This is a genomic window from Brevundimonas sp. Br13 (assembly GCF_055391505.1).
In genome coordinates, this window is the sequence record NZ_AP044008.1 from 740,849 (window position 1) to 754,289 (window position 13,441).

15 protein-coding genes and 1 tRNA gene are annotated in these 13,441 nt (G+C 69.0%); 8 read left to right on the forward strand and 8 right to left on the reverse strand.

Features of this window, described 5'->3' with window-relative positions:
- Positions 1–32: 32 nt before the first annotated feature.
- Complete coding sequence (locus ACZ5M6_RS03570; protein ID WP_152949325.1) at positions 33–491, forward strand: YaiI/YqxD family protein; 459 nt, start codon at positions 33–35, stop codon at positions 489–491.
- Entirely contained in the window at positions 488–892 is a 405-nt protein-coding gene (arfB, locus tag ACZ5M6_RS03575; protein WP_054764507.1) for an alternative ribosome rescue aminoacyl-tRNA hydrolase ArfB, read from the forward strand. Before ACZ5M6_RS03570 ends, arfB begins: the two co-directional genes overlap by 4 nt.
- Positions 893–899: 7 nt before the next feature.
- Here arfB and ACZ5M6_RS03580 read toward each other — a convergent pair whose 3' ends face one another.
- Genes ACZ5M6_RS03580 through ACZ5M6_RS03595 form a run of 4 tightly spaced genes read right to left on the reverse strand, consistent with a single transcriptional unit; the run spans position 900 to position 4,518 of the window.
- On the reverse strand, positions 900–1,379 hold the full coding sequence (locus tag ACZ5M6_RS03580) for a hypothetical protein (RefSeq protein ID WP_054764508.1): 480 nt from the start codon (positions 1,377–1,379) through the stop codon (positions 900–902).
- Positions 1,380–1,392: 13 nt separating this feature from the next.
- On the reverse strand, positions 1,393–2,973 hold the full coding sequence (gene ubiB, locus ACZ5M6_RS03585; protein ID WP_464159695.1) for a 2-polyprenylphenol 6-hydroxylase: 1,581 nt from the start codon (positions 2,971–2,973) through the stop codon (positions 1,393–1,395).
- Positions 2,961–3,749 carry a class I SAM-dependent methyltransferase gene (locus ACZ5M6_RS03590; protein WP_182714346.1) on the reverse strand — a complete coding sequence of 263 codons (789 nt, stop codon included), beginning with the start codon at positions 3,747–3,749 and terminating at the stop codon, positions 2,961–2,963. The genes ubiB and ACZ5M6_RS03590 overlap by 13 nt, the downstream gene beginning before the upstream one ends.
- Positions 3,750–3,759: 10 nt before the next feature.
- A complete protein-coding gene (locus ACZ5M6_RS03595) occupies positions 3,760–4,518 on the reverse strand; it encodes a Crp/Fnr family transcriptional regulator (RefSeq protein ID WP_287395686.1) in 759 nt (252 codons plus the stop codon).
- Positions 4,519–4,684: 166 nt separating this feature from the next.
- Here ACZ5M6_RS03595 and ACZ5M6_RS03600 point away from each other — a divergent pair, with 166 nt between their 5' ends.
- From ACZ5M6_RS03600 to ACZ5M6_RS03610, 3 genes are all read left to right on the forward strand, one after another.
- Positions 4,685–4,990, forward strand: a complete 306-nt coding sequence (locus ACZ5M6_RS03600) for a 4a-hydroxytetrahydrobiopterin dehydratase (RefSeq protein ID WP_152949329.1) — start codon at positions 4,685–4,687, stop codon at positions 4,988–4,990.
- Positions 4,987–5,787, forward strand: a complete 801-nt coding sequence (locus tag ACZ5M6_RS03605; protein WP_054764511.1) for an SDR family oxidoreductase — start codon at positions 4,987–4,989, stop codon at positions 5,785–5,787. Before ACZ5M6_RS03600 ends, ACZ5M6_RS03605 begins: the two co-directional genes overlap by 4 nt.
- A 189-nt stretch (positions 5,788–5,976) precedes the next feature.
- Positions 5,977–6,053: transfer RNA gene (locus ACZ5M6_RS03610), tRNA-Arg, on the forward strand.
- Positions 6,054–6,158: 105 nt separating this feature from the next.
- On the opposite strand, the gene ACZ5M6_RS03615 is transcribed toward ACZ5M6_RS03610, so the two are convergent.
- The 4 genes from ACZ5M6_RS03615 to ACZ5M6_RS03630 all read right to left on the reverse strand — a co-directional run bounded on the left by ACZ5M6_RS03615 (position 6,159) and on the right by ACZ5M6_RS03630 (position 8,673).
- A complete protein-coding gene (locus tag ACZ5M6_RS03615; protein ID WP_231681394.1) occupies positions 6,159–7,154 on the reverse strand; it encodes a TolC family protein in 996 nt (331 codons plus the stop codon).
- Between the two features lie 19 nt (positions 7,155–7,173).
- Positions 7,174–7,377 (reverse strand): YgaP family membrane protein, encoded by a 204-nt coding sequence (locus tag ACZ5M6_RS03620; RefSeq protein ID WP_464159696.1) that lies wholly within the window; start codon positions 7,375–7,377, stop codon positions 7,174–7,176.
- 27 nt (positions 7,378–7,404) lie between these two features.
- Positions 7,405–7,977, reverse strand: a complete 573-nt coding sequence (locus tag ACZ5M6_RS03625; protein ID WP_464159697.1) for an NAD(P)/FAD-dependent oxidoreductase — start codon at positions 7,975–7,977, stop codon at positions 7,405–7,407.
- A gap of 423 nt (positions 7,978–8,400) precedes the next feature.
- On the reverse strand, positions 8,401–8,673 hold the full coding sequence (locus ACZ5M6_RS03630) for a hypothetical protein (RefSeq protein WP_464159698.1): 273 nt from the start codon (positions 8,671–8,673) through the stop codon (positions 8,401–8,403).
- Between the two features lie 117 nt (positions 8,674–8,790).
- On the opposite strand from ACZ5M6_RS03630, the gene ACZ5M6_RS03635 reads away from it, so the two are divergent.
- The 3 genes from ACZ5M6_RS03635 to ACZ5M6_RS03645 are packed head-to-tail and all read left to right on the forward strand — an operon-like array spanning position 8,791 to position 13,404.
- On the forward strand, positions 8,791–9,129 hold the full coding sequence (locus ACZ5M6_RS03635) for a rhodanese-like domain-containing protein (protein WP_054764514.1): 339 nt from the start codon (positions 8,791–8,793) through the stop codon (positions 9,127–9,129).
- Between the two features lie 31 nt (positions 9,130–9,160).
- Positions 9,161–10,186: an efflux RND transporter periplasmic adaptor subunit gene (locus ACZ5M6_RS03640; protein ID WP_464159699.1), complete on the forward strand. Its 1,026-nt coding sequence runs from the start codon at positions 9,161–9,163 to the stop codon at positions 10,184–10,186.
- Complete coding sequence (locus ACZ5M6_RS03645; protein WP_464159700.1) at positions 10,183–13,404, forward strand: efflux RND transporter permease subunit; 3,222 nt, start codon at positions 10,183–10,185, stop codon at positions 13,402–13,404. Before ACZ5M6_RS03640 ends, ACZ5M6_RS03645 begins: the two co-directional genes overlap by 4 nt.
- Positions 13,405–13,441 lie beyond the last annotated feature (37 nt).

Sequence of the window (13,441 nt, forward strand, 5' to 3'; positions counted from 1 at the left end):
CGCCCCACCCCCGTCCGCGCTAGGTCAGGCCCATGCCGACCGCCCTCTACATCGACGCCGACGCCTGCCCGGTGAAGGAGGAGGTCTATCGCGTGGCGCGGCGCTATGGGCTGAAGACCTATGTGGTCTCCAACGGCTGGATGCAGGTGCCGCGCGAGGCCCTGATCGAACAGGTGGTGGTGGACGCAGGCCCCGACGTGGCCGACGACTGGATCGCCGAACGGGCGGGTGTGGGCGATGTGGTGATCACGGCCGACATTCCCCTGGCCGACCGCTGCCTGAAGGCCGGGGCCCAGGCGCTGAAATCGAACGGCCAGGCCTTCACCCCGGACTCCATCGGCTCGGCCCTGGCCGGGCGGATGGTGGGCGAGCATCTGCGGTCGATGGGGGTGGCCACCTCCGGCCCGCCGCCCTTCTCGGCCGCCGACCGGTCGCGCTTCCTCCAGGCCCTGGACCAGGCCGTGGTCAAGGCGCGCAAGGCCGCTCCATGAGCACCGTCATTCCCGAGGAGGAGCTGGAGTTCCGCTTCTATCGCGCCGGCGGCCCCGGCGGGCAGAACGTCAACAAGGTCTCGACCGCCGTCCAGATGCGGTTCGACGTGAAGAACTCCTCCAGCCTGACCGAACCGGTCAAGGCGCGGCTGATGAAGCTGGCCGGCAGTCGGCTGACGCTCGACGGGGTGATCCTGATCAACGCCGTCCGTTTCCGCACCCAGGAGCGCAACCGCGCCGATGCGATCCAACGGCTGCAGGCCCTGGTGGACGAGGCCTCGATCAAGCCGGTCTTCCGCGTCCCGACCCGGCCCACCAGGGCGTCGAAGGAGCGCCGGCTGAAGGCCAAGACCAGCCGCGCCTCGATCAAGTCGGGGCGGGGCCGACCGTCGCTCGACTAGGCTCGGATCACTCTTCGACCGGGCGGAAACGCAGGCCCGCGATCCGATCTTCGGGATCGAACAGGATCATCCATTCGGTCACCTTGTTGTCGAAAGTAATGCGGAACAACTGGGCGTCGCCTTCGGCCGCCACGAAATCGACGGAGCGGACCTCCCCGAAGCTCTTGATCAGGGGGATCAGCTGGGGCGCCAGCTGGCGCATGCGCCCGCCCAGGTCGGGGGTGAAGACGGCGTAGTTGAAACCGGCGCCTTGGGCCGAGGCGATGACGTTGCGCAGCGCTTCTTCCGCACGAGCGATGTCGGGCGCCTGGGCTTGGGTCTGAGGTTCGGCTTGGGCCTGGGTGGGCGTTTGAACGGGGGGGACCTGGGCCGCCGGGGCTGCGCCGTCGAAGGTGTTGGCCACGGCGCCGGCCGCGACCTGGCTGAGGGCGGCGTGCGGCGCGGCGACAGCGGTCAATGCCAGGGCCACGATCAGGATGGTCTTCATGCGAAGGCTCCGGTCAGTGCAGATAGGGCCAGAGCGAAAGGCCCAGGGCCGTCAGGGCCGCGACGACCGCGACCGTCAATGAAGCCGCGACCCAAGCCGGAGTTCTCGGCTTTTCGATGACCATCGCCGTTGGGGCGGGCGGATCCTGGATCAGGCGCGAAAGGGCCCGCGCCGCCGCGATCACCTCGTTCAGGGCGTCGCGCGCCTGGGCCTGGGGCCCCAGTTCGCGGCGAATCCACCGCTCCACCACCGGCTGGGCCGCCTTCCAAAGGTCGTGGTCCGGCTGAAGCCGGCGGGCCACCCCCTCGACCGAGACCATGGTCTTCTGCAGCAGGATCAGTTCGGGCCTCAGCCGCATGTCGAACAGGGCGGTGATCTCGAACAGCTGGCCCAGCAGACGGCCCATCGACACCTGGCTGGCGGCGCGTCCGATCACCGGCTCGCCCACGGCGCGCAGGGCCTGGGCGAAGGTCTCCACCGAATGGTGCGGCGGCACATAGCCCGCCTCGAAATGGACCCGGGCGATCCGGTCGTAATCCCGGCTGATGAAGCCCCACAGGATCTCGGCCAGATAGCGCCGCTCGGCCGGGCCCAGCCGCCCGACGATTCCGAAGTCGATGGCCGTCAGATGGGCCGGGGCGCTGGCGAACAGATTGCCCTCGTGCAGGTCAGCGTGGAAAACTCCGTGATCCAGGGCCTGAACGAGGAAGGCGCGCACCACATTGTCAGCCAGGAGGTCGGTGTCCAGCCCCGGCAGCTCGGCCAGGGTCGGGTCGGTCATGGGCAGACCTGGCGCCCATTCCAGGGTCAACACCCGCTTGCCGACCCCGTCCCAGACGACGGCGGGGGCGGACATATAGCCGTCCTTGGCCAGGATGTCGGCCATTTCGCTGGCGGCCGCCGCCTCCAGCCGCATGTCCAGCTCCAGCTCCAGCGAATTGGCGATGGTCTCGACGAAGGCCTGGGGCTCCAGCCGCCGCGACAGGGGAACCAGCCGGTACACCAGGGCGGCGCCGAGCCGCATGGCGTCCAGACCGTCGGCGACGCGCCGCTCGACCCCCGGCCGCAGCACCTTGACCGCCACGGCCCGACCGTCGGCCAGGGTGGCCCGGTGCGCCTGGGCCAGGGAGGCGGCGGCGACCGGCGGACTCAGGTCGATGAACAGGCTCTCGACCGACCGACCGAGGGATTTCTCGATCTCGCGCCGCGCCTCTTCCAGCGAAAAGGGCGGCAGGGCGTCCTTCAGCCGGCCCAGGTCGCGGGCGAACTGGATGCCGAAGATGTCGGCCCGCGTGGCCAGAACCTGGCCCAGCTTGATCGCCACGGGCCCCAGATGTTCGAAGGCCTTGCCCAGCCTCTGGCCCGGCCGCCCCTCGCGCCCGTCGCGGCCCGACAGCATCTGCACGAACCGGGCGAAGGGTCGGGTCCAGACCGGCAGAAGGGGGGTGACCTCGCGCGGGATCAGGGCGTCGTGGCGCGCCAGCACCCACAGCCAGCCGACCAGGCGCAGGAAGGCGGCCACGGGGTTGCGCACTGCCACGGCGGCGGGCGGCGGTGGAGCCGTGCGATAGATCCGGCCGGTCAGATCGCCCACCCGTGGTGGATGGCGGCGATCCCGCCCGACAGATTGGTCACCGACACCCGCTTGAACCCGGCCTCTTCGATCAGGGTCTTGAAGGCCGCCTGGTCGGGGAAGCGGCGGATGCTCTCGACCAGATACTGATAGCTGTCGCGATCCTTGGCCACCCAGCCGCCGATGCGCGGAATGGCGTGGAAGGACCAGGCGTCATAGATCTTGCGCACCGGCCCCGCCGTGGGCCGCGAGAACTCCAGGCACAGGAACCGCCCGCCCGGCTTCAGCACCCGCCGCGCCTCGGCCAGGGCCTTGTCGATATGGGCCACGTTGCGGATGCCGAAACTGATCGAATAGGCGTCGACCGATGCGTCCGGCAGGGGCAGGTTCATCGCGTCCCCGACCGACCAGCTCATCTCCGGCTCGCCGCCCTTGGCCACGCCCGCCAGGATCATCTCGGCGTTATAGTCCAGCACGATGACCGAGGCGTCCGTCCCGCCGCGACGCTCCTGGGCCGCGCGCGCCATCTTGGAATAGCGCCGCGCCATGTCGCCGGTGCCGCCGGCCACGTCCAGGATGGTCTCGCCGGGGCGCGGGTTCAGCTTGGCGGCGGCGATGTCCTTCCACACCCGATGGACGCCGACGCTCATCAGGTCGTTCATCACATCGTAGTTCGAGGCGACGGAGTCGAAGACCCCGCGCACCATCTTCACCTTTTCGCGCGCGTCGACGTCGCGGAAACCGAAGGAGGAACGGTCGCCCGACGAATGCGGGCCGTGGGAGGAGGCGTCGGTCATAATCGGGGGTCTAGCGCGTCGCGAGCCGCCCGTCACGCGATCCGGCCGCCTCGGATTCGGCTTCAGGCCCGGCTTCCGGCTGGGGCAGGGCCAAATCCTTCATCACCTGGCGCATCAGGCCGTAGCAGCCGCAGGACGCCGCCTCCAGACCGTCGCGGTCCCGCACCCGCACCCAGCCGCGGCCGCGCTGGATCAGCTTCCTGTCCTCCAGCACCGTGCCCACCTCGGATACGGTGGCGCGCCGCACGCCCAGCATGCCGGCGATGTCGGCCTGGGTCAGGTCGATCCGGTCGTCCTCGGCCCGGTCGTGCAGGGTCAGCAGCCAGCGCGCCAGCCGCTCGTCCAGTCGGTGCTGGGCGTTGCAGGCGGCGACCTGCTGCACCTGGGCCATCAGGCCTTCGGTGAAGCGCGACAGGGCCTGGCGCAGGGTTTCGCTGGCGTCCAGCGCCGCGCCGAACGCCGCGGCCGAGCAGCAGGCGGCGACGCCGTCGCCCTGGGATATGGCGCGGCTGGCGGCCCGGGCGTTGAACGGGCCGCAGGTCACCCCGACCAGGCCCTCGCGGCCGATGGCGGCCGTCTCCACCGTCTTGTCGTCAGGCAGGACGGTCATCAGCGACACCACCCCCTTGATCGGGAACCAGACCTGATCGACCGCTTCGCCGGCGTCGTACAGCATCTGGCCACGCGCGACCTCGCGTTCCTCCAGATAGGGTTTGATCCGCTCGCGGTCCGCCGGATCGAGGGCGGCGATCCACAGATTGTCCATCATCCTCTTTCCTCTACATCCGACGTCAGCAGCAACGCTTTTCGTCCACGCCCAACGCCCAAGCTTGATCCCGCGTTCCGCGACCCTTTCGGGGTCATGTTGCGGCGTCGCCTGTACGCTTGCGGCGCTCTCCCGAACGCCTTACGCCTTGGAAAAAAGAGGAAGCCCCATGACCGACGTCCGCATCGAGGTCGCGAAAGCGCTCGAAACCTTGCCCGCCTGGCGCGCCGACGACGGCGACCGCCCCGCGATCGCGCGCTCACTCAGGTTCGCCGATTTCAACGCCGCCTTCGGCTTCATGACCCGCGTCGCCCTGATGGCCGACAAGATGGACCATCATCCGGAATGGTCGAACGTCTACGACCGCGTCGAGGTGCTGCTGACCACCCATGACGCCGACGGGGTGACGGACAAGGACGTCGCCCTGGCCCGGTTCATCGATCGCGCCGCCGCCGAAACGGGGGCGAACTCGTGAGCGCTCCCCACGCCCGCCCCGGCCGCGTCGCCGGCAAGACCGTCCTGATCACCGGCGCCGCCGGCGGCCTGGGCGAGGCCATGGCCTTCATGATGGCCCGCGAGGGCGCCCGCCTGGCCCTGACCGACATCGACGGCGACCGCGCCGCCGCCCTGGCCGCCCGCATCAACGCCGAAATCCCCGGCGCCGCCTTCGCCTACGCCCACGACGTGGCCGACGAAGCCCAGTGGGAACAGGTGATCGCCGCCGCCGTGGCCGACCTCGGCGGCCTGTCGGTCCTGGTCAACAACGCCGGCGTCGGCGGCCCCCTGGCCTTCGTCGAACAGGACACGGTCGACAACTGGCAACGTCAGTACGAGATCAATCTGCGCTCGATCATGCTGGGCGCCAAATACGCCATGCCGCACCTGCGCGCCGCCGCACCGGCCTCGATCATCAACATCTCGTCGATCGCCGGCCTGGTCGCCGCCCCCGGCATGGGCGCCTATAACGCCACCAAGGCCGCCGTCTGGATGTACACCAAGACCCTGGCGCTCGAGGCGGCCAAGGCCGACTGGAACGTGCGCTGCAACTCTGTCCACCCGGTCTTCATCAAGACCCCGATCCTGGATCCCTTCATCGCCATGGCCGGCGGCGACGAGGCCAAGGCCCACGAACGCCTGACCCGCGGCATTCCCCTGAAGCGGATCGGCGACCCGGACGACGTGGCGTACTGCGTCCTCTATCTCGCCTCCGACGAATCCAGGTTCGTCACAGGGTCCGAATTCAAGATCGACGGCGGCATGACCGCGCAATAGGGCCCAGGCGCCCTATGGCTTTCTTTTGGGGGCCTACCGCGCTTCGCGCTGCTTGAGGCCGTGGGCGCGCTCCGGCATTTCGCACCGACGCCAGTTTGGAACGGTATCCGCCCCTCATCTGCGTATTCGGGGATTGAGGCCGCCCGCCGCTTGCTGTAAGCGGCCTCTTCCGGCCTTCTCGCCGACCACGCACCCGTAGCTCAGCTGGATAGAGCGTTGCCCTCCGAAGGCAAAGGTCACACGTTCGAATCGTGTCGGGTGCGCCACTTCGGTTTAAAATCGAGAACTCCGCCAGCGGCGGCTTGACGCCCTCGTCGCGTGCCGAAGGTCCGGGCAAGCTCGGTCTGGGAAGCGGATCACCGGCTCTGATCTCAAGCCGATCCGATCAGGGCCCTCAGCCGATAGGCGGCGACGATCCGGGCGGTCCTGGCCTGGGCGGCGGCGGCGGCGGCGGCCGCGGCTTCGCGTTCGGCGTTCAGCAGGTCGATCTGCGGCTTCAGACCGACGCGGACCTCGTGCCGGACGCTGGTCAGGGCCTGGTCTGCGGCCGTGCTCTGTTCGTCGGAGGCCTGGGCCACCAGTTCGGCGGTGTGGATGTCCTGCCAGGCGGAGAGCACCTGTTCCTCCAGGCCCATGCGGGCGGCGCGCAGGCGGGCAAGGGCGGCGCGGACATCGGCGGCAGTCTCGGCGATCCTGCCCGACGTCAGGCCGCCGCTGAACAGGGTCCAGCGTCCACGGATCCCCACGGTCGCGCTGTCGGCGCGATAGTCGGGGAAAAACTGATCCCGAACCGATCCCGCCTCGACGAAGGCGCTGACGGTGGGCCGGCGTTCGCCGCGCGCGGCGCGGGCGCCGGCCTCGGCCGCCTCGACATCGGCCTGCGCCCGCCGCAGGGCGGGACTGGCGCCGAGCGCAGTCGCCATCGCGTCCTCAAGGGAGGCGGGCAGGGGCGGATTGGGCGGAATCGGCTGCAGATCCACCGGCTCCAGGCCGGTCAGATTGCGATAACGGGCGCGGGCGGACACCTGCATTCCCTCCGCCCGGGCCAGATCGGCGCGGGCCTCGGCGGCGCGCGACGCGGCCTGGGCGACGTCCGTGCTCGGGGTTTCTCCCGCCCGGAAGCGCTCGCGCGCCTGTCGCTCGATTTCCGTCATCTGAGCCGCCAGCGCGCGATACAGCCTCAGCACTTCATCGGCCGCGAGCATGTCGCCATAGGCCTGAACCACCGCCGTGACGACCTGGCCTTGAACGGCCTCGCCGCCGGCCTCGGCTGCGGCCATGTCGGCGCGGGCCCGAGCGATTCCCGCCGTCGCCCGACCGCCGGTGAACAGGGGCTGTTCCAGCGTCAGCTGGGCCGCCCGAGGCAAGGGGCGGCGCGTCTCAGGCTCATCGGAAGGCGTTCCCGGGGCGCAGGCCCATGGCCTTGAAAACCATGGCCGCCGGACAGAAGCCCGTGAACCCGGCCTGGATCATGTTCAACCCCGCGAAGACGGTCAGGGCGATCCACCACGGATGGACGGCGTAGGACAGGGCCACGCCCGCCAGCACGACGCATCCGGCGAAGATCATGACTGCACGATCGAGGTTCATCGGTAGGCTCCAGATTAAGAGGAAGGGTCACATGCGAAGCTTGCGGATGCCCATGATGTGCATCGCCAGCCGCTCGTAGGAGGGTTCGCTCTCGCCCTTGCGCACCTTGCGCAGGAAGTATTTTTCGAAGCCCACCTTGGCCAGATGGACCCATTTGCCGCTGGCGGCCCAGTTGACGTTGCGGGGCGGAATCTGCGGCTGGGCGACGAAGGCGACGCCGCCGTCGCCGAAATCCGCCAGACAGACGGCGTTCCAGGTCGCCTCCGCAGCCGGCGTCTCGCCGGCGACGAGGGCGGCCAGATTGGCGGCCACCGCCGTCACCATGCTCTCGATCATGAAGCCGGTCTTGGGCGCCCCCACCGGCACAGGCGTCGGACCGGTGGGGGCGATGGCGACGCAGACGCCCAAGGCGAAGATTTCCGGAAAGGCTGGGTTGCGCTGGTGCTCATCGACCAGGATGAAGCCCCGCGGATTGGTCAGTCCGGGGATGTCGCGGACAGCCGGCACGCCGCGGAACGCCGGCAGCATCATCGAATAGCCGAAGGGGAGCTGGTGGGTCTTGGCGACGGCCCCGTCCTCGGCCACCTCCTCCACATGCATCAGGCCGGGCTCGACCTTGGCGACGCGGGCGTTGGTGATCCATTTGATGTGTCGATCGCGCAGCTTGCTTTCCAGAAGCGACTTGGTGTCCCCACCCCGTCCAGGCCCAGATGGCCGATATAGGGTTCGGCGGTGACGAAGGTTATCGGCGCCCGGTCCCGGATCTTTCGCCTGCGCAGCTCGGTGTCCAGGATCAGGGCGAATTCGTAGGCGGGGCCGTAGCAGGAGGCGCCCTGGACCGCCCCGACCACGATCGGGCCGGGGTTCTCCAGATAGGCGTCGAACAGGGTCGCGGCGTGGGAGGCGTGAGCCGTCTGACAGACCGAGGCCGTATAACCGCCTGGACCGAGCCCCTCGATCTCATCGAAGGCCAGATCCGGCCCTGTCGCAATTACAAGATAATCGTAATCAACGCTCTCGCCGTCATTGAGCTCGACCCGCTTCTCCGAGGCGTGAAGCCGTTTCGCGCCGATGGCGGTGAAGCCGATCTTCTTGCGGGCGAAGATCGGCGGCAGATGAACCTGGATTGCTTCGGGCTCCCGCCACCGGACGGCGACCCAAGGGTTTGAACGAATATGTCTCAGACTCGGCGATCATAAGGACGTCGGCGCGCCCCTTGAGCGCCGCCTTGATCTCATAGGCGGCGATCTTTCCGCCCAACCCCGCCCCGATGATCACAATCCTGGGTTTGGCCATGTCTTCCTCCAGCGGGCGTTTCCATCACCGTTATGCGCTTGACCGGATATAATGATTACATGATATATACAATTATAAAATTGTGAGACTGCAGCCTGCGGACCTCGGGAGATTGGAATGTTCGGATCTGGAAAGAGCGCAAAGCATCGCGAGATCGGCCCGGCCGAGCTGAAGGCCCTGCTCGATCAAGGCGAGGCGCTGGTGATCGATGTGCGCGAGCCGGGAGAGTTCGCAGCCGAACACATCGCCGGCGCCGTCAACCTGCCCCTCTCCTCGTTCGATCCGGCCCGCCTGCCTGCGGCGGACGGAAAGACCGTCATCCTCCAGTGCGCCGGCGGAAAGCGATCCGGCATGGCGCTGGACCGCTGCGCCGAGGCTCAGGCCGCGATCGACACCCATCTGGCCGGGGGCCTGGGCGCCTGGAAGTCGGCGGGCCTGCCGGTCGAGCGCGGTTGATCGGCGCGGCGAAGACGGAAGGACGACGCCGATGAAGAAGTGGACCCTCATGGCTGCGGTCGCCCTGACCCTGTCCGCCTGCGGCGGCTCGGAAGAGAGCAGGACGCCGGCCGCCCGGACCGCGCCTGCCGGCGAGGAGCTTGTTCTGACGTCGAACGCGCTTGCCGACACCAAGACGGTGGCGGGCGAGATCACCACCCGCGACCGGTCCCAAGCCCGGGCGCGCATCCCCGGCCTGCTCGCCGCCCTGTCGGTGCGCGAAGGGGATATGGTCGGCAAGGGCCAGCAGATCGGCCGGGTGGTCGATGACCGGATCGGTTTCGAGACCCGGGCCTATGACGCCCAGGTCGCGGCCGCCGAGGCCGAGGCGACCCGCGCCCGCGCCGACCTGGCGCGGATCCAGGATCTGTACGACCACAATATCTACGCCAAGGCGCGTCTGGACCAGGCCGTCGCCGCCGCCCGCGCCGCCGACGCCCAGGCCGCCGCCGCTCGCGCGCAACGAGGCGCCAGCGCCAGTATGGCGGGGCAGGGCGCGATCCTGGCGCCGGCCGCCGGACGCGTGTTGAAGGTCGAGGTTACGGCGGGGTCGGCGGTCAGCCCCGGCATGTCGATCGCGACCATCACCGCCGGTCCGGCCGTCCTGCGTCTTGAACTGCCCGAATCCCTCGCCGGTCAGGTCAAACCCGGCGCCCGCGTCCTGCTGGCGGCCGATGATCTTCCGGCCGGAGCGCGTCATGGACAGGTGATCCAGGTCTATCCCGCCGTCGTCGGCGGACGCGTTCAGGTCGACGCCGCCGTTCCGGGCCTGACCACCGAACTGGTCGGTCGTCGCGTCGCCGCCTCGATCGAGATCGGTCAAAGGCAGGCCCTGACCGTGCCCCGCCGCTTCGTCGCGACCCGCTACGGCCTGGACTATGTCGAGGTCGTCTCTCCTGACCGCAGGCGCAGCGCCGTTCCGGTCCAGACCGCGCCGACGGACGATCCCGACACGCTGGAAATCCTGAGCGGCGTCAGAGCCGGCGACCGGCTGGTCGCGACGAGGACGCAGGGATGAAACTGGGCCTTTCCGGGCGCCTGACGCGCTTCACCATCGCCTCGCCTCTGACGCCGCTGTTCCTGCTGGCGGCCATAGCCGTCGGCCTCCTGGCCCTGTTCTCGATCCCGCGCGAGGAAGAGCCGCAGATCAGCGTGCCCATGGTCGACATCCAGGTGGCGGCGCCGGGCCTGGCGGCCGCCGACGCCGTCGAACTGATCGGCGTTCCGCTCGAGACCATCGTCAAGAGCGTGAACGGGGTCGAGCACGTCTACACCCAGGCCGAAGACAACGGGGTGCTGGTGACGGCGCGCTTCCTGGTGGGATCAAACCCCGAGGACGCCGCCATACGGATCGAAGAAAAGCTCCGCGCCAACCAGGACCGGATTCCCGTGGGCGTCCCCGATCCCAAGGTGACGGTGCGCGGCATCGACGACGTGCCGGCCATCGTCCTGACCCTCACGCCCAAGCCGGGCGCGGCGGGCCAGTGGACCGATCAGGCCCTCTATGACCTGGCGCACAAGCTGCGCACCGAGATCGCCAAGGTCGACGACGTGGGCTTGACCTTCATCACCGGCGGCCGGCCCGACGAAATCCGCATCGCCCCCGATCCGGCCAAGCTGAACCTGTACGGCGTGCCCCTGGGCCAGGTGATGGAGGCGGCGGCCCAGGCCAACCGCAGCTTCCCCGTCGGCAATATTCGCGAAGACGGTCAGGCCGTCGCCGTCACCTCCGGCCGCACCCTGGCCTCGGCCCAGGAGGTCGGGCTGCTGACCGTCCGATCCGTCACCGGCGCGCCGGTCTATCTGCGCGACGTCGCGGACGTGGCCCAGGGGCCGCGCGAAGACCAGGCTCGCGTCTGGCGCTGGGCCCGACATGACGGTCAGTGGGCCGGCGCGCCCGCCGTCAGCCTCGCCATCGCCAAACGCGCCGGCGCCAATGCGGTGGTGGTGTCCGAGGCCGTGCGTCAGCGCGTCGAAAACCTGAAAGGCAAGCTGATCCCCGAGGGGGTCGAGGTCGCCGTCAGCCGCGACTACGGCGAGACGGCGAACGAAAAGGTCAACGAACTGCTGTTCCACCTGGCCCTGGCGACGGTTTCGATCGTGGTGCTGATCGGCTTCGCCATCGGCTGGCGCGAGGCCGCCGTCACCGCCGTGGTCATTCCCACCACCATCCTGCTGACCCTCTTCGCCTCCTATGTCATGGGCTATACGATCAACCGCGTCAGCCTGTTCGCCCTCATCTTCTCCATCGGCATCCTGGTCGATGACGCCATCGTCATGATCGAGAACATCGCCCGTCACTGGGGGATGCGCGACGGCCGCAGCCGGATGGAGGCGGCTGTCGAGGCGGTGGCGGAGGTCGGCAACCCCACCGTCGTGGCGACCCTGACCGTGGTGGCGGCCCTGCTGCCCATGCTGTTCGTTTCGGGGCTGATGGGCCCCTATATGGCGCCGATCCCGGTCAACGCCTCGGCGGCGATGATCTTCTCCTTCTTCGTCGCCGTGGTGATCGCGCCCTGGCTGATGATCCGGTTCGCGCGAAAGACCCTGGCCCACGGCGGGCCCGATCACGCCCATGAAGAGGGCGGCGGCAAGCTGGGGCGGCTGTACGCCCGCGTGGCCCATCGCGTGATCGGCACGCGCGCCTCGGCCCGCAACTTCCTGATCGGGGTCGGCGTGGCCACCCTGCTGGCCTGTTCGATGTTCTATTTCAAGGCGGTGACGGTGAAGCTGCTGCCCTTCGACAACAAGTCGGAGATCCAGGTGGTGGTCGACATGCCCGAAGGGACCAGCCTGGAAGCCACCGCCCGCACCCTGGACGAGGCTGCGGCCCAGATCCGCGCCCTGCCGGAGGCCGAGGCCATGGAGGTCTATGCCGGCGCCTCGGCGCCGTTCAACTTCAACGGCCTGGTGCGGCACTATTTCCTGCGCGACCGGCCCGAGATGGGCGATCTGATGATCTCCCTCCTGCCCAAGGACGCGCGCAGCCGGTCCAGCCATGCCGTCGCCCTGGATCTGCGCGCCCGGCTGAAGGCCCTGTCCCTGCCCGCCGGAGCCTCGATCAAGGTGGTGGAGACGCCGCCCGGCCCGCCTGTCCTGGCGACCCTGCTGGCGGAGATCTACGGACCCGACGCGGAGACTCGTCGCAAGACGGCCCTGGAGGTCGAGAAGCTCTTCCGCTCCGTTCCCTATATTGTCGACGTCGACAACAGTTTCGGCCAGGAACGGCCGCGGCTGCGGCTGATCCCCATCCGGGACCGTCTGGACTATTACGGCCTGTCCGAACGCGAGTTGCAGGATTCCATAGGCGCGATCCTGACCGGCTCCACGGTCGGTTACGCCCCGCGCGGAGACGGTCGCGCCCCCCTGCCGATCACCGTCGCCCTGCCCCAGTCGGCGCGCAGCTGGAGCCGCACCCTGGTCACGACGCCGGTGGCCGTGACGGCCGGGCCCGCCGGTCCGCGCCTGATCGAACTGGGCGAGGTCGTGGACAGCCGGCGCGAGACCGGCAGCTACGCCGTCTTCCGCCGCGACGGACGACCGCTCGACATGGTGACCGCCGAACTGGCGGGCCAGTACGAGGCGCCCGTCTACGGCATGCTGGCGGTGAATCGCGCCATTCAGGCCCACGACTGGGACGCCCTGGGCCTGCAAAAGCCGGCGATCCGTCTCAACGGCCAGCCGGAGGACGAGTCCGTCCCCTCGCTGCTGTGGGACGGCGAGTGGGAGATCACCTGGGCCACCTTCCGCGACATGGGCGCCGCCTTCATGGTCGCCCTGCTGGGCATCTATGTGCTGGTCGTGGCCCAGTTCCGCAGTTTCAGACTGCCCCTGGTCATCCTGACCCCCATCCCCCTGACCTTGATCGGCATCGTCATCGGCCACATGCTGTTCGGCGCGCCGTTCACGGCCACCTCGATGATCGGCTTCATCGCCCTGGCCGGCATCATCGTGCGCAATTCGATCCTGCTGGTGGACTTCATCCGGCACACGGCTTCGCCCGACAAACCCTTGCGCGACGTCCTGATCGAGGCAGGCGCCATCCGGTTCAAGCCGATCCTGCTGACCGCCCTGGCGGCCATGATCGGGGCGGCGGTGATCCTGACGGACCCGATCTTCCAGGGTTTGGCGATCTCGCTGCTGTTCGGCCTGGCCTCCTCGACCCTGCTGACCGTCCTGGTCATTCCCGCCATCTATGTCGTGTTGCGGGATGACGGAAAACCGGCGACCCGATGACGCCGTCCTGCGAGCGGCGGGGACGCGAGGGGCCGCT